Annotated in this window: 18 protein-coding genes, 1 tRNA gene and 2 pseudogenes; 15 read left to right on the top strand and 6 right to left on the bottom strand. The window is 65.0% G+C overall.

Features of this window, described 5'->3' with window-relative positions:
- The first annotated feature begins 2 nt into the window (after window positions 1-2).
- Window positions 3-1,165: pseudogene (gene coaBC / locus G7077_RS00800) on the top strand (bifunctional phosphopantothenoylcysteine decarboxylase/phosphopantothenate--cysteine ligase CoaBC).
- Here the strand turns inward: coaBC and G7077_RS00805 are convergent.
- From G7077_RS00805 to plsY, 5 genes are read right to left on the bottom strand one after another with little or no spacing between them, the layout of a single operon-like run.
- Window positions 1,150-1,905: a HesA/MoeB/ThiF family protein gene (locus G7077_RS00805; protein WP_166410066.1), complete on the bottom strand. Its 756-nt coding sequence runs from the start codon at window positions 1,903-1,905 to the stop codon at window positions 1,150-1,152. The pseudogene coaBC and the gene G7077_RS00805 sit on opposite strands and share 16 nt — an antisense overlap.
- Window positions 1,902-2,339 carry a dUTP diphosphatase gene (gene dut / locus G7077_RS00810; RefSeq protein WP_166410067.1) on the bottom strand — a complete coding sequence of 146 codons (438 nt, stop codon included), beginning with the start codon at window positions 2,337-2,339 and terminating at the stop codon, window positions 1,902-1,904. The genes G7077_RS00805 and dut overlap by 4 nt, the downstream gene beginning before the upstream one ends.
- On the bottom strand, window positions 2,336-4,825 hold the full coding sequence (gene topA, locus G7077_RS00815) for a type I DNA topoisomerase (RefSeq protein ID WP_166410068.1): 2,490 nt from the start codon (window positions 4,823-4,825) through the stop codon (window positions 2,336-2,338). The genes dut and topA overlap by 4 nt, the downstream gene beginning before the upstream one ends.
- A gap of 59 nt (window positions 4,826-4,884) precedes the next feature.
- Window positions 4,885-5,964 carry a DNA-processing protein DprA gene (gene dprA, locus G7077_RS00820; RefSeq protein ID WP_166410069.1) on the bottom strand — a complete coding sequence of 360 codons (1,080 nt, stop codon included), beginning with the start codon at window positions 5,962-5,964 and terminating at the stop codon, window positions 4,885-4,887.
- Window positions 5,957-6,568: a glycerol-3-phosphate 1-O-acyltransferase PlsY gene (gene plsY, locus G7077_RS00825; RefSeq protein WP_166410070.1), complete on the bottom strand. Its 612-nt coding sequence runs from the start codon at window positions 6,566-6,568 to the stop codon at window positions 5,957-5,959. The genes dprA and plsY overlap by 8 nt, the downstream gene beginning before the upstream one ends.
- 56 nt (window positions 6,569-6,624) lie before the next feature.
- Between plsY and murI the strand changes: the two genes are divergently transcribed.
- From murI to G7077_RS00880, 11 genes and pseudogenes are all read left to right on the top strand, one after another.
- On the top strand, window positions 6,625-7,416 hold the full coding sequence (gene murI / locus G7077_RS00830) for a glutamate racemase (RefSeq protein ID WP_166410071.1): 792 nt from the start codon (window positions 6,625-6,627) through the stop codon (window positions 7,414-7,416).
- Window positions 7,417-7,480: 64 nt separating this feature from the next.
- Window positions 7,481-8,692, top strand: a complete 1,212-nt coding sequence (gene hemA, locus G7077_RS00835; protein WP_166410072.1) for a 5-aminolevulinate synthase — start codon at window positions 7,481-7,483, stop codon at window positions 8,690-8,692.
- Between the two features lie 85 nt (window positions 8,693-8,777).
- Window positions 8,778-10,382, top strand: coding sequence for a sensor histidine kinase (locus G7077_RS00840; protein ID WP_166410073.1), 1,605 nt, complete (start codon window positions 8,778-8,780; stop codon window positions 10,380-10,382).
- A gap of 137 nt (window positions 10,383-10,519) precedes the next feature.
- Window positions 10,520-10,966: a ribose 5-phosphate isomerase B gene (gene rpiB / locus G7077_RS00845; protein ID WP_166410074.1), complete on the top strand. Its 447-nt coding sequence runs from the start codon at window positions 10,520-10,522 to the stop codon at window positions 10,964-10,966.
- The gene (gene glyA / locus G7077_RS00850) at window positions 10,966-12,267 is read left to right on the top strand and encodes a serine hydroxymethyltransferase (RefSeq protein WP_166410075.1); all 1,302 of its coding nucleotides are present in this window, start codon (window positions 10,966-10,968) and stop codon (window positions 12,265-12,267) included. The genes rpiB and glyA overlap by 1 nt, the downstream gene beginning before the upstream one ends.
- Window positions 12,268-12,280: 13 nt before the next feature.
- Window positions 12,281-12,763, top strand: coding sequence for a transcriptional regulator NrdR (gene nrdR, locus G7077_RS00855; RefSeq protein ID WP_166410076.1), 483 nt, complete (start codon window positions 12,281-12,283; stop codon window positions 12,761-12,763).
- Entirely contained in the window at window positions 12,760-13,479 is a 720-nt protein-coding gene (locus tag G7077_RS00860) for an RNA methyltransferase (protein WP_166410077.1), read from the top strand. The genes nrdR and G7077_RS00860 overlap by 4 nt, the downstream gene beginning before the upstream one ends.
- A 155-nt stretch (window positions 13,480-13,634) precedes the next feature.
- Window positions 13,635-14,248, top strand: a pseudogene (gene rpsD / locus G7077_RS00865) (30S ribosomal protein S4).
- Between the two features lie 78 nt (window positions 14,249-14,326).
- Window positions 14,327-15,301: an agmatine deiminase family protein gene (locus G7077_RS00870; RefSeq protein WP_166410078.1), complete on the top strand. Its 975-nt coding sequence runs from the start codon at window positions 14,327-14,329 to the stop codon at window positions 15,299-15,301.
- Entirely contained in the window at window positions 15,298-16,149 is an 852-nt protein-coding gene (aguB, locus tag G7077_RS00875) for an N-carbamoylputrescine amidase (protein ID WP_166410079.1), read from the top strand. Before G7077_RS00870 ends, aguB begins: the two co-directional genes overlap by 4 nt.
- A gap of 12 nt (window positions 16,150-16,161) precedes the next feature.
- Window positions 16,162-16,671 (top strand): thioredoxin family protein, encoded by a 510-nt coding sequence (locus G7077_RS00880; protein ID WP_166410080.1) that lies wholly within the window; start codon window positions 16,162-16,164, stop codon window positions 16,669-16,671.
- Here G7077_RS00880 and G7077_RS00885 read toward each other — a convergent pair.
- Window positions 16,668-17,330 (bottom strand): uracil-DNA glycosylase, encoded by a 663-nt coding sequence (locus G7077_RS00885; protein WP_166410081.1) that lies wholly within the window; start codon window positions 17,328-17,330, stop codon window positions 16,668-16,670. The two genes, G7077_RS00880 and G7077_RS00885, sit on opposite strands and share 4 nt — an antisense overlap.
- Window positions 17,331-17,398: 68 nt before the next feature.
- Between G7077_RS00885 and folK the strand changes: the two genes are divergently transcribed.
- The 3 genes from folK (at window position 17,399) to G7077_RS00900 (ending at window position 19,035) form a co-directional block, all read left to right on the top strand.
- Window positions 17,399-17,905: a 2-amino-4-hydroxy-6-hydroxymethyldihydropteridine diphosphokinase gene (folK, locus tag G7077_RS00890; RefSeq protein ID WP_246167256.1), complete on the top strand. Its 507-nt coding sequence runs from the start codon at window positions 17,399-17,401 to the stop codon at window positions 17,903-17,905.
- Window positions 17,906-17,922: 17 nt separating this feature from the next.
- Window positions 17,923-17,998: transfer RNA gene (locus G7077_RS00895), tRNA-Lys, on the top strand.
- A 53-nt stretch (window positions 17,999-18,051) separates the two neighbouring features.
- Window positions 18,052-19,035: an MBL fold metallo-hydrolase gene (locus G7077_RS00900; RefSeq protein WP_166410082.1), complete on the top strand. Its 984-nt coding sequence runs from the start codon at window positions 18,052-18,054 to the stop codon at window positions 19,033-19,035.

Genomic DNA, 19,035 nt, shown 5'->3' on the forward strand with positions numbered 1-19,035 from the left:
TTATGAAGGTTCTTCTCATCGTCGGCGGTGGCATCGCCGCTTACAAGTCGCTGGAACTCATCCGTTTGCTCAAGAAAGCGGGCCATCAGGTCACGCCGGTGCTGACAAAGAGCGGAGAGAATTTCGTTACCGCGATGAGCCTTGGCACACTGGCCGAGAGCCCGGTCTACACGTCGCTTTGGGAGCTGAAGGAGGAGGTGGAAATCGGCCACATCCAGCTCTCGCGCGCCGCCGACGTGGTGCTGGTCTGCCCGGCAACAGCCGACCTGATGGCCAAGATGGCGGCCGGCATTGCCGACGATCTCGCCACTACCCTGCTGCTCGCGACCGACAAGCCGGTGGTGGTCGCCCCAGCCATGAACGTCCGCATGTGGCTCCATCCCGCGACCAAGCGCAACGTCGTGCAGCTTAAAGCTGACGGCATCCGCGTCATTGATCCGGCCGAGGGCGAGATGGCGTGCGGCGAATATGGTCCCGGCCGTCTTCCCGAGCCTCAGGCGATCCTGGACTGGCTGAGCCAAGAGTTCGCGTGAGCCTTACCGGCAAGCACATCCTCGTCACCGCTGGCCCGACTCACGAGCCGATCGATCCGGTGCGGGTTATCGCCAATCGCTCATCGGGCCGACAGGGCTTCGCGATCGCCGCTGCCGCTGCCGAGGCAGGTGCGCGCGTGACACTGATTGCGGGGCCGGTGTGCCTGCCTACACCCAACGGCGTCGAGCGCGTCGACGTCGAGACGGCTGGCCAGATGGCCGACGCAGTGTTTGCCGCCTTGCCTTGCGACGTGGCGGTCCTGGTCGCCGCGGTCGCCGATTGGCGAGTAGAACCGGCCTCGACCAAATTGAAGAAGGGTGACGGGCCCCCGCAGCTCCGCTTCCTGCCGACCCGCGACATTCTTGCGGAGCTTGCCGCCTCGCCGCAGCGTCCGTCCTTGCTCGTCGGCTTTGCCGCGGAGACGGACGACGTTGCGCGCCGGGCAGTCCGTAAGCACGCGGCGAAAGGTGCCGACTGGATCGTCGCCAACGACGTTTCGGGCGACGTGATGGGCGGTACCCGCAACCAGGTACATCTGGTTACTGCCGAAGGCGTGGAAAGCTGGCCGGAGGCAGACAAGGCGGATGTTGCCCGCGTGCTGGTGGTGCGGGTGGCTCAGGCGCTCCGATGAGCGCAGACGCGGCAGTTCGGGTCCGCCGGAATCCGGATTTGGCGCCAGCTTAGGCCGATGCCATCGAACAGGTGCAGCTTGCCTGCCTGATCACCGCCGACGCCGACGATGCTGTTGATAGCAAGCAGGGCCGCGAGGCTGCCGACGGTAGCGGCTAGGGCACCCAGGACGCCCTGCTCCGCGCAGGTGTCGCAATCGTCGGCATCGAATGCATCTCCGACGAAGCAGCGATAACAGGGTCGCGATCGGAACAGCGCCACCTGTCCCTGAAACTGGACTGCGGCGGCGGAAAGCAGCGGGGTGCCGAGTTGAACGCACGCATCGCTCACCGCGAGCCGTGTCGCGAAATTATCGGTGCCGTCAATGACGAGGTCATGACCGGTGAGGAGTGATGATGCGCTCTCCGCATCGATCCGCTCGCGCACGGCCGCGACCTCGACGAACCGGTTCAGCTTGCCCACAAACGCCGCTGCAAGCTCCGCCTTCGGCTGGCCTTCGTCCTTCTCGCGGAAAATGGGCTGCCGATGCAGATTGCTGAGGTCGACGCTATCCGCGTCGATAATCGTCAGGCGGCCAACGCCCGCACCCGCCAGTGACGGAATGACCGCGCTGCCGATACCGCCCGCACCGACCACCGCGATCCTGGCGGCCCGGAGCTTGCGCTGACCGAGCCCACCCACCTGCGGCAATACGATGTGCCGGGCGTAACGGTCGAGTTCGCTGTCGCTAAGCTCCGTCACTGTCCGGTGCTGCCGAACCCCCCTGTGCCGCGGACGGTCTCATCGAGGCTCTCGACTTCGCGAAAGCTCGCCTTCAGCACCGGCGCGGGGACCAGCTGCGCGATCCGCTCACCACGGCGGATCTGGAATGGTTCGCTGCCGAGGTTGGCGAGAATGACTTTGACCTCACCGCGATAGTCGCTGTCGATGGTGCCGGGCGTGTTGAGGCAGGTGATGCCGTTCTTGAGTGCGAGGCCGGAGCGCGGGCGAACCTGAACTTCGAAGCCTTCGGGAATGGCCATGGCGAAGCCCGTCGCAACGGCGTGGCGTGCACCCGGCGCAAGGGTCAGTTCCTCGGCGGCGACGACATCCAACCCCGCGGCCCCTTCGGTTGCATAGGACGGCAGGGGCAAACCTTCGCCGTGCGGCAGGCGCTGAAGCTGGATGTCGATCATGCTTTCTTCTTCCTTGCGGGCGCCTTGCGGCCGCCCTTCTTCTTGGCCGGCCCCTTGGCTTCCTTCGCACGGATCAGCTCGATGGCCTCATCCAGTGTCACCGCCTTAGGGTCGGCGCTTTTGGGCAAGGTCGCGTGGGTCGTGCCGTCGGTGACATATGGTCCGAAGCGGCCTTCGAGGACCTTGATCTCCTTGCCGCTTTCCGGATGCGCGCCGAGCACGGCGAGCGGTTCCCGAGCCGCGCCGCGCTGCCGCCCGCCGCCTGCAGCCGCATCCGCGAGCTTGGCGACGGCGGCGTTCATGCCGGTCTCGAACACCTCTGCGGTGGACGAAAGCCGCGCATATTTGCCGTCATGCATCAGGTAGGGGCCGTAGCGGCCGATGGATGCGACGATCGGCTGCCCTGTTTCCGGGTGCGCGCCAATCTCTCGCGGCAGCGACAGCAGCTGCTTGGCCGTCTCGAGCGTCAGGCCCTCCACTGGAATGTCCTTCGGCACGGAGGCCCGCTTGGCCTCTTTCCCCTCCCCTTGCTCCACATAGGGACCAAACCGCCCGCTCTTGAGGCTAATCCCTTCACCAAGCTCCGACGGCTGATCAGCGACGGCATCGCCGCCTGCCTGACCGAACTTCCGCGTGAACTTACACTCCGGATAATTGGAGCAGGCGACGAAGGCGCCGAACTTGCCGCCGCGCAACGCCAGCCGGCCGTTGCCGCAAGCCGGACACAGGCGCGGGTCGGAGCCATCTTCCATTTCGGGGAACAGGAACGGCTCCAGGAACTCGTCGAGCGCGGCAGTCACCTCCGACGGCTGCTGCTCCATAACTTCGCCCGCTTTGGGCTGGAAGTCGCGCCAGAAGGCGTCGAGCAGCTTCTGCCAGTCGAGACGTCCACCCGACACGTCGTCCAGCTCTTCCTCGAGCTCAGCCGTATAGTCGTAGTTCACATAGCGTTCGAAGAAGCGCTCGAGAAAGGCCGTTACCAGCCGGCCGCTTTCCTCGGGAATGAAGCGGTTCTTCTCGACGCGAACGTACTCGCGATCCTTCAGCGTCTGCAGCGTCGCGGCGTAAGTCGACGGCCGCCCAATGCCGAGCTCCTCCAGTCGCTTGACGAGGCTGGCCTCCGAAAAGCGCGGCGGCGGCTGGGTGAAGTGCTGCGTCGCCTCCACGCCTTTCTTCGCAGGAGAGTCGCCGTTGCGCAGCACCGGCATGCGCGCGCTGTCTTCGTCGTCCGCTTTCTCGTCTCGGCCTTCTTCGTAGAGGGCGAGGTAGCCGGGGAAGAGCACTGCTTGACCCGTGGCACGCAGGGTCGCGCGGCCCGCACCATCCGTTAATTCAACGGTGGTTCGCTCCAGCCTCGCCGAGGCCATCTGGCTGGCAAGCGCGCGGTTGTAGATCAGCTCGTACAGCCGCCCGTGATCGCCTGAGCCCGCCTTGGCCTTGCTGAAGTCGGTTGGCCGGATCGCCTCATGCGCTTCCTGCGCATTCTTGGCCTTGCTGGTGTAATGGCGCGGCTTGTCGGGCAGGTAGCCGGCGTTGTAGCGGCTCGCCACCGCCTTGCGCGCGGCGCTCACCGCTTCCGCCGCCATGTCGACGCCGTCGGTCCGCATGTAGGTGATCAGCCCGTCCTCGTAGAGCGACTGAGCGACTCGCATGGTGTGACTCGCGGCAAAACCGAGCTTCCGCGCCGCCTCCTGCTGAAGGGTCGAGGTGGTGAACGGCGCGGGCGGGTTCTTGGCGAAGGGCTTGGTGTCGACCGAGGCCACGGTGAACCGTCCCGCCTCGACCACTGCCTTGGCCGCATCGGCATCGCCCTTCGCGCCGATCGTCAGCCGGTCGATCTTCTTGCCGTCGAGGTTGACGAGCCGCGCGGTGAAGCCCTGCCCGTCCGCTTCGAAGGCGGCGGTCACCGACCAATATTCCTGGGGCCGGAAGATCTCGATCTCGCGTTCCCGATCGACGATCAACCGCAGTGCAACCGACTGCACTCGGCCCGCCGACTTGGCGCCCGGAAGCTTTCGCCACAGGATCGGCGACAGGGTGAAGCCGACCAGGTAGTCGAGGGCCCGGCGCGCCCGGTAAGCATCGATCAGGTCGGTATCCAGGCCGCGGGGCTTGCCCATCGCCTCAGTGACCGCCGACTTGGTGATCGCGTTGAAGGTCACCCGCTGAACGTCTTTGGGCAGCGCCTTCTTGGCAGTCAGCACCTCCTGAACGTGCCAGCTGATTGCCTCGCCCTCGCGATCGGGGTCGGTGGCGAGGATCAATGTGTCGGCCTTTTTGGCCGTGTCGGTGATTTCCTTCAGCTGCTTGGAGCGATCCGCCGACACCTGCCACTGCATGGCAAAGTCATGATCCGGATCGACCGAGCCATCCTTCGGCGGAAGATCGCGGACATGGCCGTAACTGGCCAGTACGCGGTGTCCCGGCCCCAAATATTTCTCTATGGTTTTCGCCTTGGCAGGCGATTCGACGACGACGAGCTTCAATTCATTTCCTCACGCATACGCGTATGGTGCTGAAGCTCGGCAAGGCCCGTCAAGCGGTGTCAGCCGCGAAGCGCGACCCTTCCGCCGGCATGCTGGTCGAGGCGCCCTGCAAGGTCGAGTTCCAGCAAGGCGAGTTGGACATCGCCGCTGGAAAGTCCGGACTGGCGGACGATCTCATCCACCGCGACCGGCGACGGCCCGAGCAATTCCTGCACCAGGCTCACGGCCTGCGGATCCTCGCGCACCACGGAGGGCGCAGGTGGATCGGCAGGCCTCGTGCGAGCACCGGCACTGCCCGGCTGGATTGCCTCGATTACGTCCGCGGCGTTCTGGATTAGGGTCGCGCCGTCGCGGATAAGTTGGTTGCAGCCCTGGGCCCGCGGGTCGAGCGGGAAGCCGGGCACTGCCAGCACCTCCCGCCCCGCTTCCGCTGCCAGTCGGGCGGTGATCAGCGATCCGGACCGTGGCGCGGCTTCGACCACAACTGTGCCGAGGCTCATGCCGGCGATGATCCGATTACGGTAAGGGAAGTGGCGGGCGCGTGGTTCGGTGCCCGGCGGCATTTCAGCGAGCACCAGCCCGCGTGCGAACATCGCCTCCTGGCGCGCACGGTTCTCTGGCGGGTAGAAGATGTCGATCCCGCCTGCGACCACACCGACAGTGCCGCCGTCGATCGCGCCGTCGTGCGCCGCCGCATCAATCCCTCGTGCCAGGCCGGAAACGACCAACAAACCGGCTTCCGACAAATCGTGGGCCAGCATGCGCGCGAAGCGGCACGCCGCGGCCGACGCGTTGCGGGCCCCGACAATCGCCACTGCGGGGCGTTCAAGCAGTGATAGTTGGCCCTTCGCAACAACAAGCGGAGGCGCATCGTCCAGTTCGGCAAGCGGTGGCGGGTAGAGGCCCTGCCCGAGCACGAGGTAGCGGGCACCGAGCGCCTGCACCTGCCCCACCTCTCGCTCCGCCTGCGCCCTCCCGAACAATGCCGGCGGCCGTCCACCACCGCGACGCGCCAAGTCGGGCACTGCGTCCAGCGCCGCAGCGGGGCTGCCGAAGCGGCGGATCAGCTGACGGTAAGTGATTGGACCTATGCCCGGCGTGCGCAGCAGCCGGACGCGGTCGATCAGGTCGTCAGTCACCCTTCCCCTTCCCGATGCGTGGCTCGGTTCCAGCCCTCAGCCGGGCAATGTTGGTCCGGTGTTTCCAAACCACCAGCAATGCGAAACCGAGCAGCATTGGGAATAAGGCGGGCGCGGATGAGAATTGTTCGCGGCCAAGCACGGCGGCCGTGACCGGGGCGCTGATCGCCGCCGCCATTCCTGCCACGGACGAGATTCGGATCGTCAGCAGCAGGAGGACCCACACCGCGGCATAAACGGCAGCGGCAATCGGCAAGAGAAAGATCAGGATGCCGAGGAAGGTGGCGACGCCCTTGCCACCCATGAACTTCAACCACACCGGGTAAAGGTGGCCGATCAACGCACCCGCAGCAGCGAGATGCTCGAAACCGGGAAAATGATGATGCGCGACCAGAACGGCGACCGTGCCCTTCAGCGCGTCGAGGATCAGGGTCGCGGCGGCCAGTCCCTTCGACCCCGTCCGAAGCACATTGGTCGCCCCGATGTTTCCAGACCCGATGGCGCGCAGATCGCCCTTGCCGAAAAGGCGTGTCAGGATCAGGCCGAACGGGATGGATCCCAGCAGGTAACCGATTGCGAATACGAGCAGCGCCTGCGGGTCCATAGTGTCGGTTGGTAGGCAAAGTTGCGAGGCGGCGCAACGCACGGCAAAGCAGGTCCATGAATCCCGACGCTCCAATCCTGTTCTTCGATTCCGGCGTCGGCGGCCTGTCCGTGCTTCAACCGACCCGCACACTGCTGCCCAACGCGCCCGTCGTCTACGTCGCCGACAGCGCCGGCTTCCCTTATGGCAAGCGAAGCGAGAAGGAGATTGCGTCGCGGGTCCCGGCACTCCTGGGCCGCCTGGTGGAGCGCTTCAGGCCGCGGCTGGCGGTCATCGCCTGTAATACCGCATCGACGATCGCACTGGAACATGTCCGCTCCGCGCTCGACCTTCCCGTGGTCGGCACGGTCCCTGCGATCAAACCTGCCGGCGAACGGTCGACAACCCGGGTGATCGGCGTGCTTGGCACCGAGGCGACCGTCCGCCAGCCTTATGTCGACGACCTCGCCAGCCGCTATGCCGCCGACTGCAGCGTCATTCGCCATGGCTCCCCCGAACTGGTCGAACTCGCCGAAGCCAAGCTGGCGGGGAACGCGGTAGATGCTGCGGACGTGAAAGCAGCCGTAGCACCGATGCTCGCCCACCCGGATGGCGAGCGGATGGATGTGGTCGTCCTCGCCTGCACACATTTCCCGTTGCTTGGCGACGAAATGCGGAACGCGCTTCCCGGTGTCGCTACCGTCGACGGTGGCCTCGGCATTGCGCGCCGTATCGCCTACCTGACCCGCGATCAGGTCTGGCCGACCGTGCCCCGTTCGAACGTCGCCGTCTTCACCGGCCTTCCGCCGCGCGGCCCACTTCTTGGCACGCTTGCCAGCTTCGGACTGGACGAGATCAGCACCCTTTAGTTGCGAGTCATTCGCAATGGAAATGCCTGTCACAAAGGGTTAAAGCGCCGGCGAGCACGGGTTCATGGATTATAACAGCATCTTCAAGGCCGCGATCGATCGGCTGCACGACGAAGACCGCTATCGCGTCTTCATCGACATCCTTCGTACCAAAGGCCAGTATCCGAATGCCCGCTGCTTCGGCGGCAATGGCCCCAAACCGATCACCGTCTGGTGCTCCAACGACTATCTCGGCATGGGCCAGCACCCGTCCGTGATCGCGGCGATGGAGGAAGCGCTGCACGATGTCGGCGCCGGCTCCGGCGGCACCCGCAACATCGGCGGCAACACCCATTACCATGTGCAGCTTGAGGCCGAACTCGCCTCGCTTCACGGCAAGGAAGCCGCACTGCTGTTCACTTCTGGCTATGTCTCCAACGAGGCCGCGCTGTCGACGCTCGGCAAATTGCTCCCCGGCTGCGTCATCTTCTCGGACGAGCTCAACCACGCGTCCATGATCGCAGGCATCAAGAGCAGTGGCTGCGAAAAGCGCATCTTCCGCCACAACGACCTTGAGCATCTTGAAGAATTGCTGGCGGCGGAAGATCCCGAAACGCCCAAGCTGATCGCGTTTGAAAGCGTCTATTCGATGGACGGCGACGTCGCGCCGATCGCCGACATCTGCGACCTCGCCGACCGCTACGGCGCCCTCACCTATCTCGACGAGGTCCACGCGGTCGGCATGTACGGTGCACACGGCGGCGGCATTTCGGAGCGCGACGGAGTCGCCGACCGACTGACCATCATCGAAGGCACGCTCGGCAAGGCGTTCGGGGTCATGGGTGGCTATATCGCGGCCGACAAGACCATCGTCGACTGCATCCGCAGCTACGCGCCCGGCTTTATCTTCACTACCAGCCTGTCGCCGGTGCTGGTCGCCGGCGTCCTCGCCAGTGTCCGCCACCTCAAGGCCAGCAACGAGGAACGCCAGGCGCAGCAGAATGCCGCAGCCATGCTCAAGGCCAAGTTCCTGGACGCCGGCCTGCCGCTGATGCCCAGCGTCACCCACATCGTGCCGTTGCTCGTAGGCTGTCCGGCCAAGGCCAAGCGCATCAGCGACATCTTGCTCGCCGAATACGGCTTCTACGTTCAGCCGATCAACTATCCCACCGTCCCCCGCGGCACCGAGCGCCTCCGCTTCACGCCAGGGCCGACGCACAGCGAAGCGCTGATGGATCAGCTGACGACCGCTCTGGTCGAGGTCTGGGACCGCCTGGAGATGAAGAAGGCCGCCTAAACCTTCGTCGCGGTGGACGAAATGCCCACTAGTGCCTGACTTGAGACCTGCTAAACCTCGACCACTTTTCAGGGGGCAGTGCCGCTTGCGTTCTATTCGCGTGCACCTTTTCGCGCTCGTCGGCGTCTGCCTGTTGCTCGCCGCCCTCGCGTTCGGGTTGGTTGTTCTTCAGGCGAGGCAAATCTCCCGCCAGCAAGCCGAGGCGCAGGCGCGGGAAACCTCGCGAGCCCTCTCCCTCGCCGTCGATCGGGAGCTTGAGCGCGGCCAGGGCATCCTGCTTGCACTTGGCGCGTCCGAGGCGGCCGAACGGCATGACTGGGCAGCGCTTGACCGGCAGGCCCGCGCGGCGTTTCGCGATCCCCACGCGTGGATCGTCGTTCACGATCGGCGTGGCCAGCAATGGGTCAATACGCGGCTGCCCGTCGGGGCAAGATTGCCGAGAACACCACCGCCACTTGCGATGTGGCGGGAGATTGCTGGTGGCAAGCCTAGGGTCTGCAACCTTGTCCACGGCGCGATCGAACCGAACATCGTCTGCGTGGATGTGCCACTAAAAGCCGGCGGAACTCCGGAATATGCCATCTCGATGGTCATCAACCCGGAGCGGTTTGGCTCGATCCTCATCCGCGAGAAGATTGGCGGCGGCAATGTCGCTACGCTTGTAGACCGCAACGGAGCAGTGATCTGGCGCAACATCCGGCCGCTCCAGTTTGTCGGCAGGCCGGCGACGGGCGCAATGATGAAGGCGCTGGCGAGCGGCGCGCAATCCGCCACTCTCGAAAGCAAGAGTCTGGACGGCGTCGACATGCTCTCCGCCTTCCGGCGCTCGCCAATGTCGGGCTGGGCCGTAATCGTCGGAACACCGCTGAGCGAAATCGACATGGCCACAAACAAGGCCATTCGCAGCGGGTCGCTCCTCGCCCTTGCCGTGCTGGCGCTCGCCGCCTTTTTGGCGACAGCAATCGGCGCGCGCCTCGTCTCTTCCATCAACAAGCTGCTCATCGTCAGCGAGCAGGGCGACAACGGCAAGCCCCTTCATACCGGGTTCCGCGAGGTCGATCGCGTGGCAAGCGCGCTGAACGCGTCCGACGCCGCCCGTCGCGAAAGCCAGCGCCACCAGCAGATGCTGGTGGGCGAGCTCAACCACCGGGTAAAGAACACGCTCGCCATCGTGCAGAGCCTCGCACATCAAACGTTCCGGAAGAATGCCTCCCCGGATGCGGCGATTTCCGCGTTTGAGGCGCGGCTCCAGGCCCTTGCCGCCGCCCACAACCTCCTGACTCGGGAAAAGTGGGATTCCGCCTCCATGCTGGAGGTGGTGAAGACCGCCATGGGCCCGTTCTGCAGCATGGACCGGTGCGACATCGAAGGGCCGGACCTCCGCCTTTTGCCGCAAACCGCCGTCAGTCTTGCGCTGGCACTGCATGAGCTGGCGACGAACGCTTCGAAATATGGGGCGCTGACGACCGACGCGGGCAAGATCGTCCTTCGCTGGAGCGCCGACGACGGGCATTTCACCATGTCGTGGGAGGAGCGCGGCGGACCTTTGGTCAAGCCACCTCAAGCCGAGGGCTTCGGCATGCGCCTCCTGAAGCGCAGCCTCGCGGCCGAAATCCGCGGCACGGCGGAAGTGGAATTTGCGCCCGAAGGTCTCAGGGCCAGACTTGCGGGAAGGCTCAGCCAGGGGTGAGTCCCGGCCGCTCGCCTACGGCATCGAACCTGTGCTTTGCGTTCCTGCAGGGATAAGCGGCGCGGTAGCTTTTGTGACCTTCGGGCCGAGGTTGCGGGTGGCGAAATCGCGTCGGGGGCGCTAGAGGCTCAGGACACATGAACATCGCGCTCGCCTCCGATCATGCCGGGTACGGCCTGAAGGACGAACTCGTGGGCTGGCTCCGCGAGCAGGGTCATGACGTGATCGACCTTGGCACCAATGGGCCGGAGAGCGTCGACTATCCATCCTACGGCGCTTTAGTCGCCGAAGCCGTGGCAGGCGGTGCCGCCGAGCGCGGGATCGCGGTCTGCGGCTCCGGCATAGGCATCTCCATCGCCGTCAACCGCAACCCGGCCTGCCGCTGCGCCCGGGTCGACGATCCAGTTTCGGCGCAGCTTGCACGCGAGCATAACGATGCCAATGTTCTGGCCCTCGGTGCCAGGCTGATCGGCAGCGACATGGCCAGGGCCTGCGTCGCGGCATTCCTCGAAACTCCATTCGCCGGCGGGCGCCACGCGCGCCGTGTCGATCAACTTTCCAAGCCCCTACAGGACAGCGACTGATGGCTACGGCAGCGAACTTGAACGACGTGCAGCCGGAAGGCTTCTTCACCCGCCGCTTAGGCGATGCAGACACCGCAGTGGCCGATGCCATCCGGCAGGAGCTGGAGCGCGAGCAGAACCAGATCGAGCTGATTGCCTCGGAGAACATTGTCAGCCGCGCCGTGCTGGAGGCGCAGGGATCGGTCTTCACCAACAAGTATGCGGAAGGTTATCCTGGTCGCCGCTACTACCAAGGCTGTCACCCGTCCGACGTGGTCGAGCAGCTGGCGATCGACCGCGCCAAGCAACTTTTCGGGTGCGGCTTCGCCAACGTCCAGCCGCACTCCGGAGCCCAGGCCAATGGCGCGGTGATGATGGCGCTGCTTCAGCCCGGCGACACGATCATGGGCATGAGCCTCGCGGCAGGCGGCCACCTGACGCACGGCGCGCCGCCTGCGCAGTCCGGCAAATGGTTCAACGCCGTTCAATATGGCGTGCGCGAGGACGATCACCGCATCGACTTCGACGAGGTCGAGCGGCTTGCCCGCGAAAGCCGGCCGAAACTGATCATCGCCGGCGGCTCCGCCTACCCGCGCCACATCGACTTCGCCCGCTTCCGCGCCATCGCTGACGAAGTCGGCGCCCTGTTCATGGTCGACATGGCCCACTTCGCCGGCCTCGTTGCGGCCGGCGAGCACCCGTCGCCCTTCGGCCACGCCCATGTGGTCACCACCACGACCCACAAGACTCTGCGCGGCCCGCGCGGCGGGATGGTGATGACTGACGACGAAGCCATTGCCAAGAAGATCAACTCGGCCGTTTTCCCCGGCCTCCAGGGCGGCCCGCTGATGCACGTCATCGCCGCCAAGGCGGTGGCGTTCGGCGAAGCGCTGCAGCCTGATTTCAAAACCTACGCCAAGGCGGTGATCGCCAACGCCCAGGCACTTGCCGGACGATTGAAGGAGCGCGGCGCCGACGTGGTTGCCGGCGGAACCGACACCCACCTGGCCCTGATTGACCTCCGTCCGCTCGGCCTCACCGGCAAGGATGCCGACGAGGCGCTGGAGCGCGCCGGCATCACCTGCAACAAGAACGGCGTTCCGTTCGACCCGCTGCCGCCAATGAAGACCAGCGGCATTCGCGTCGGTTCGCCCGCCGGGACCACCCGCGGCTTCGGCGAGGCGGAGTTCCGCGACATTGCCGACATGGTCGCCGACGTGCTCGACGGGCTCAAGGCAACGGGCGCCGAGGGCAATGCCGAAGTCGAGCGGCAGGTGAACGCCCGCGTTCGCTCGCTCTGCGCGCGCTTCCCCATCTACTAGGACCTCTAGCCGCTTGCGTTGCCCCTTCTGCGCCCACGAAGACAGCCAGGTTAAGGACAGCCGCCCAAGCGAGGACGGCGCCGCCATCCGCCGTCGCCGTCAGTGCGAGGCTTGCGGCGCGCGCTTTACGACGTTCGAGCGAGTGCAACTGCGCGACCTCACCGTCGTCAAGAAGGACGGCAAGCGCGAGCCGTTCGACCGCTCCAAGCTTGAGCGCGCCATCGGGCACGCCTGCCGCAAGCGCGATATCGATGCGTCCAAGATCGACCGGCTGGTCAGCGGCGTTCAGCGCCAGATGGAGACGACCGGCGACGAAGTGCCATCGGTGAAGATCGGCGAGGCGGTGATGGCCGGCCTGAAGTCCCTCGACCACGTCGCCTACATCCGCTTCGCAAGCATCTACAAGGACTTCAACGAACCGGGCGACTTTGCCGAAATCGCCGAGCGAGTCGAGAAAGAGGGTGTGGCGCCGCCCGGCCAGAACAAGCTGCTGTGAGCGCCGACCCCGTCATCGTTCTCGTTCGCCCCCAACTCGGCGAGAACATCGGCAAAGCGGCGCGCGCCATGCTGAACTTCGGCCTCACCGAAATGCGACTTGTCACCCCTCGCGATGGCTGGCCGAACCCGTCTGCCGGCCCCGCCGCCAGCGGCGCGGACATCGTCCTTGAACAAGCGCGGGTCTTCAACTCGGTCCAGGACGCCATCGCTGACTGTTCATTCGTCTACGCCTCCACTGTTCGCCGCCGCGACCTCGTCATGCCGGTCGTCTCGCCCGAGGAGATGGCCGACGGCATCCACGCTCAGCCAGGTCGCACTGCAATCTTGTTCGGCGCAGAGCGCTCGGGGCTTGAGACCGAAGACGTCGCACTCGCGAACGCTATCGTCACCGTGCCGATCAACCCGGAGTTCGGGAGCCTCAACCTAGCCCAGGCGGTGATCCTTCTCGCCTACGAATGGTCGCGGCGTTCGGACCTTGCCGTGCCGCCCGCCAAGGAGCTTGAGCCTCCCGCGCCGCAAGGCGAGGTCGAGGGAATGATCCGTCAGCTCAACGAAGAGCTGGAAGCCAAAGGCTACTTTTTCCCGGCGATCCGCGCCGAAGCCACCCGCAACACAATCCGCACCATCTTCACCAAGACCGGCTGGTCGTCGCGGGAGGTGAAAGCGGTGCGTGGCATCATCCGCGCGTTGGCCTCGCCGCCGCGGCCGCGCTAGCGCCAAGAACTTGACCAGGAAGGCACCGTTCGCTAGTGGCGCGCCTTCGCAATTGGCACCGCACCCCGGTGAAGCGGTTGCCCTGCCCTCCTGACCTTCATGAGCAAGCAGCGCGGTTCCGGGTATTTTGACACGACGCAATTGAAGGAAATCACATGTCGAAGCGCACCAGCGCCAAGTATAAACTCGACCGTCGCATGGGCGAGAACGTCTTCGGTCGTCCGAAGAGCCCGGTCAACCGCCGCGAGTACGGCCCGGCCAGCACGGTCAGCGCCGCAAGGGCAAGCTCAGCGACTACGGCATTCAGCTCCGCGCCAAGCAGAAGCTGAAGGGCTATTACGGCGACATCACCGAGAAGCAGTTCAAGCAGACGTTCCAGCAGGCGAGCCGCATGAAGGGCGACGCCAGCCAGAATCTGATCGGCCTGCTCGAGCGGCGTCTCGACATGATCGTATACCGCGCCAAGTTCGCGCCGACGATCTGGGCCGCCCGCCAGCTGGTCAGCCACGGCCACATCCGCGTCAACGGCGTGAAGTGCAACATTGCCAGCCGCCGCGTCGACGTGAACGACGTCATCGAGCTCGGCCCGAAGGCGCAGGAGATGGCTCTGGTCATCGAGGCACAGAGCCTCGCGGAGCGCGAAGTGCCCGATTACGTGGTTCCGGACGGCACCTCCAAGGTGACCTACACCCGTGTTCCGAAGCTGGACGAGGTGCCCTACCCCGTTCGCATGGAGCCGAACCTGGTCGTCGAGTTCTATTCGCGCTAAGCTTCGCAGAAGCAGCGGACGACAAAGGGCGATCCTTCGGGGTCGCCCTTTTTGTTTGCGCTTGCTAGGCGCGCCGCCATGACCACCCTTCCCTTACCAGAATGGGCGCCACACGAGGCCGTTTGGATCGGCTTCCCAAGCGATCCCGATTTGTGGCTTGCCGACCTGAAGCCCGCCGAGGCGGAAGTCGCCGCTTTTGCGGCCGCGCTTTACGCGGACGGGCGCGGCGAAGAGGTCCGGCTCGTGGCGGCTCACGAGGATGCAGCCAAAGCCGCGCGTGAGTTGGCGCCATTCGCGACGGTGCTAGTGCAGCCGTTCGGCGACATCTGGCTGCGCGATACGGGGCCGATCATCTGCGGCGATGGCTCGAGGCGCCGTGCGGCGGGATTCGGCTTCAATGGATGGGGCGGCAAGTACGACCTGCCAGGTGACGACAGCATCGGCGAGCGGCTCGCGGCTTCCGCCTCCCTCCCCTACGCCAAGGCAGACTGGATCCTTGAAGGCGGCGCTATCGATCATGACGGCACCGGCACCGTGATCACGACCGAGCAATGCCTGCTCAACCCCAACCGCAACACGCTGACGAAGGATGAGGTGGAAGAGCGGCTTCGGCACGACCTGGGCTTCACCCGAGTAGTGTGGCTCGGCGCGGGACTGATGAACGATCATACGGACGGCCATGTCGACAATCTTGCCCGCTTCGTTGCTCCGGCACGGGTTGCAATCCCGACCGCAGCGGAGGACGACCCCAACACTGCCGTCTACGAAGATGCGGCGCGGCGGCTTGCCGAAGCGGGCCTCGACATTGTTACCTTGCCGTCTCCCGGTCGGATCGAGAATGACGAAGGCGACATCATCCCTGCGAGCTACATGAACTTCTACATCGGCAACGCGGCCGTGGTGGTGCCGCAGTACGGTGCGCCCAACGACGCGGCTGCTGTGGAAGCGGCGCAGGCGCTGTTCCCCGGCCGCGTTGCAATTGGATTGCGGGCTGACCATGTCCTGACCGGCGGTGGAAGCTTCCACTGCATCAGTCAGCAGGTACCCGCATGACCAGGCTTAAAGTTGCCGCACTCCAGCTTGCCTTCGGCGAGGAAACCGACGCCAACATCCGCGCCGTGTCGGAGCTGGTGCGCGAGGCGCATGGCAAGGGCGCTCAGGTGGTGCTTCCGCCCGAGCTGTTCGAAGGGCCGTACTTCTGCCGGGTCGAGGACGAGAGCCTGTTCGCGACTGCCAAGCGGACCGAAGAGCATCCGTCGGTGATCGCAATGCGCAGGCTGGCCGAGGAACTGAATATCTGGATACCCACCAGTTTCTTCGAGCTGGACGGACCGCACCATTACAACAGCCTGGCGATGATTGAGCCGGGTGGTGGAATTGCCGGCGTTTACCGCAAGAGCCACATTCCCGACGGTCCGGGCTATGAGGAGAAATTCTACTTTCGCCCTGGCAACACCGGTTTCAAAGTGTGGAATGGGCCGGAAAGGGCAACGCTAGGCGTCGGCGTCTGCTGGGACCAATGGTATCCCGAGACTGCGCGCGCGATGATGCTGATGGGGGCAGAAATCCTCTTTTACCCAACTGCGATCGGCTCCGAGCCCCATGACCCTGACCTTGATACGTCACGGCTGTGGCGGCGGGCGATGGTCGGTCATGCGGTTTCCAATGTCGTCCCCGTGATCGCCGCCAACCGCATCGGCACCGAGTGCGGCCAGCGCTTCTACGGCCACAGCTTCATCTGCGATGAGCGCGGCGACATGCTCGCCGAGTTTGGCGCCGAGGAGACCGGCGTGTTGGTCGCCGAGCTGGACCTCGCCGCCGCCCGCAAGCACCGCGCCGCCTTCGGCTTCTTCAGGGACAGACGGCCGGAGCTTTACGGACGCCTTGTCGAAGACGTTTAGAAGGACAGTCCTATGAAGAAGCTGACGCTCTCTCTTGTTGCCGCAAGCATACTGTCTGCCGCTCCGGGAAGCGCATCCGCGCCTGCCCCGCGCATCGCGGTCAAGACGGTCGACCAGCTCGCCCCGCTACCACTGCCCTATAACGAAGCCGCCAACGGCACTCGCGACGTCGTTCAGACGAGGGCGCGCGCCAAGAAGAATGGCAAGCTTCTGCTCATCGATCTGGGCGGCAACTGGTGTCTAGATTGCCGTATTCTCGCCGGCGTGATGGAACGCCCTGAAATGCGGACCTTCCTCCGCCGCCATTATGAGGTGGTCACGGTGGACGTTGGCCGCTTCGACAAGAACATGGCGATTCCCCAGCACTACGGGATCAAGAAGCTTGCAGGCGTTCCCGCCGTCCTGATCGTCGATCCCCGCACCGACCGCCTGATCAATGCCGGCCGAGTGACCGCCTTAGCCGACGCACGAACGCTTAGTCCGCAGGCGCTCGCCGATTGGCTGGCCCGTTGGACCCGCTAGGGCTGTAGCTCCAGCGCACGAGCGAACACGCGCTCGAACATCTCAGCGTTGAGGCGGTTCGTATTCTGATTGTAGCGGGAGCAATGGTAGCTCGACAGCAGGATGCGGCCGTCGGCTGCTTGTGCCTCGGCACCATGCCGGAACTTCACCGCCGACGGCTTCACGCCGACAGCCCTGGCAGCGGCGACGTGAGCGATTTGACCGAGTGCGAGTAGCACCCGAACCTTCGGAAGCGCCATCAACGATGCTTCGAAATAGCGGCGGCACGTCGCGATCTCGGCCGGCTCGGGCTTGTTGGCGGGTGGCAGGCATTTGACGGCGTTAAGGATCACCGCACCCTTGAGCCTCAGCCCGTCGGCTGGGTCGGCGCGATACTTGCCCTCTGCAAGTCCGAACTTCAGCAAGGTCGCGTAGAGAAGCTCGCCTGCGAAATCGCCGGTGAACGGGCGGCCGGTTCGGTTGGCGCCATGCTTACCGGGCGCAAGGCCGACGATTGCCAGCCAGGCGTTTGGATCACCAAACGCGGGAACGGGCGCGTTCCACCATTCGGGATATTCAGCGCGGCATTCTTCACGAAAGTCGACCAGCCTGGGGCAGAGTGGGCAATCGCGCGGCGCTTCCGCTGCAGGTACGGGCGAGAGGTCGGCGGGCTGAAGCACGTGTGCCCTGTGTCATTGCGAGCGCAACGGCGCAATCCAACGCACAAAGAACTGGATTGCGTCGGCGCTTGGCTCCTCGCAATGGCGAGGGTGTGTCACACCTTTACGCCATCGCTCTGGGTTCAAACCGCCCGCACGGCCGCTTCGGCGCGCCCGCCAGCGTGATCGAAGCGGCAATTGCACGGCTCGATCGTCAATTCGACCTGTTCGACGCGTCGGAGATCATGCTGAATCCGGCACGCGGACTGCGAGGCCGGGATTTCGCCAACGCCGTGGCATTGGTTGAAAGCGGTGCCGAGCCGTCGGCCATGCTGACGTGCTTGAAGGGCATTGAGCGGGAGTTTGGACGCCGGCCTGGCAAACGCTGGGGCGATCGCGTCCTCGATCTCGACATTCTCGCATGGAGCGGCGGCGCCTTCCACAGCAGCGGCCTTTCGATCCCTCACCGGCGTCTCGCCGAACGCCCTTTTGCGCTGGAGCCGCTCGCTTCGATCGCTCCCAATTGGCCGCTTGATGGCGCACTGACTGCCCGCCATCTCGCCCACCGCCTTGCCCGACGCCGCCCGCGCGGCTAACGGCGTCGTTGTGGCAAGGGCCCTTAGCTCAGTCGGTAGAGCAACTGACTTTTAATCAGTAGGTCGCTGGTTCGAATCCAGCAGGGCTCACCATTGCCAGTCCTTCGGTGACACTGGCCAACAGGTGAAAGCCGAGGCCAACGACGATGTCGAAGAGAAATCCGTACTATCAGGGCCCACCGTCGGATCACTTCGACGGTGTTCGTTTCTTCAATCCTGGCGAGCCCGCCACCGATCGTTCCCTGATGGATGTGCTACGCTGGCGCCGCACCTCGCGGCGCGCTCACTGGCCAGCCCGCGTGCCCGTAACGCCAACCATCCCGGACAAGAGGGTCGACGGCATCAGGGTGACCATGGTCGGGCATGCCACGCTCCTCATCCAGCAGTCAGGACTGAACATCCTGACCGATCCGGTCTGGTCCGACCGTGCAAGCCCCCTCTCGTTTGCCGGTCCTAAGCGCGTGACGGCACCCGGAATCGACCTGGATTCCCTTCCGCCGATCGACGCGATCCTGCTGTCGCACAATCATTACGATCACCTCGACATGGCAACGCTTGCCACATTGTGTCGCAAGCACGACCCGCTTGTCGTTACGCCGCTCGGCAACGACACGATTATCCGGCGGCACATTCCCGGCGCCAGGATCTCGGCGGGCGACTGGGGCGACGAATGTACGATCCTGTCGGGGGCTTCGGTCCATATCGTGCCGGCCCTGCATTGGTCGTCACGAACGATGCGCGACCGCCGAATGGCGTTGTGGGGCGGGTTCGTGATCCACGCGGGCGGCTCCCAGGTCTATTTTGCGGGTGACACGGGCTATGGCACCGGGAAGATCTTTCGGGACATTCGCGGCCGTTTCGGTCCAATCGATTGCGCCCTGATCCCCATCGGCGCGTATGAGCCGCGGTGGTTCATGTCGGCACAGCACGTCGATCCGGACGAGGCCATTCAGATAATGCGCGATCTCGACGCTGCTCAAGCGGGTGGCATTCACTGGGGGACCTTCGCCCTGACGGACGAGCCTTGGGCTGAGCCAGCCGAGCGATTGTCAGCCGGCCTGCGGCGAGAAGGCATCGATCCCCACCGATTCAGGCCACTCAAGCCTGGCGACGTCCTCGCCACGGAGTGA

It is taken from the genome of Sphingomonas piscis, assembly GCF_011300455.1.
Lineage (GTDB): Bacteria > Pseudomonadota > Alphaproteobacteria > Sphingomonadales > Sphingomonadaceae > Sphingomicrobium > Sphingomicrobium piscis.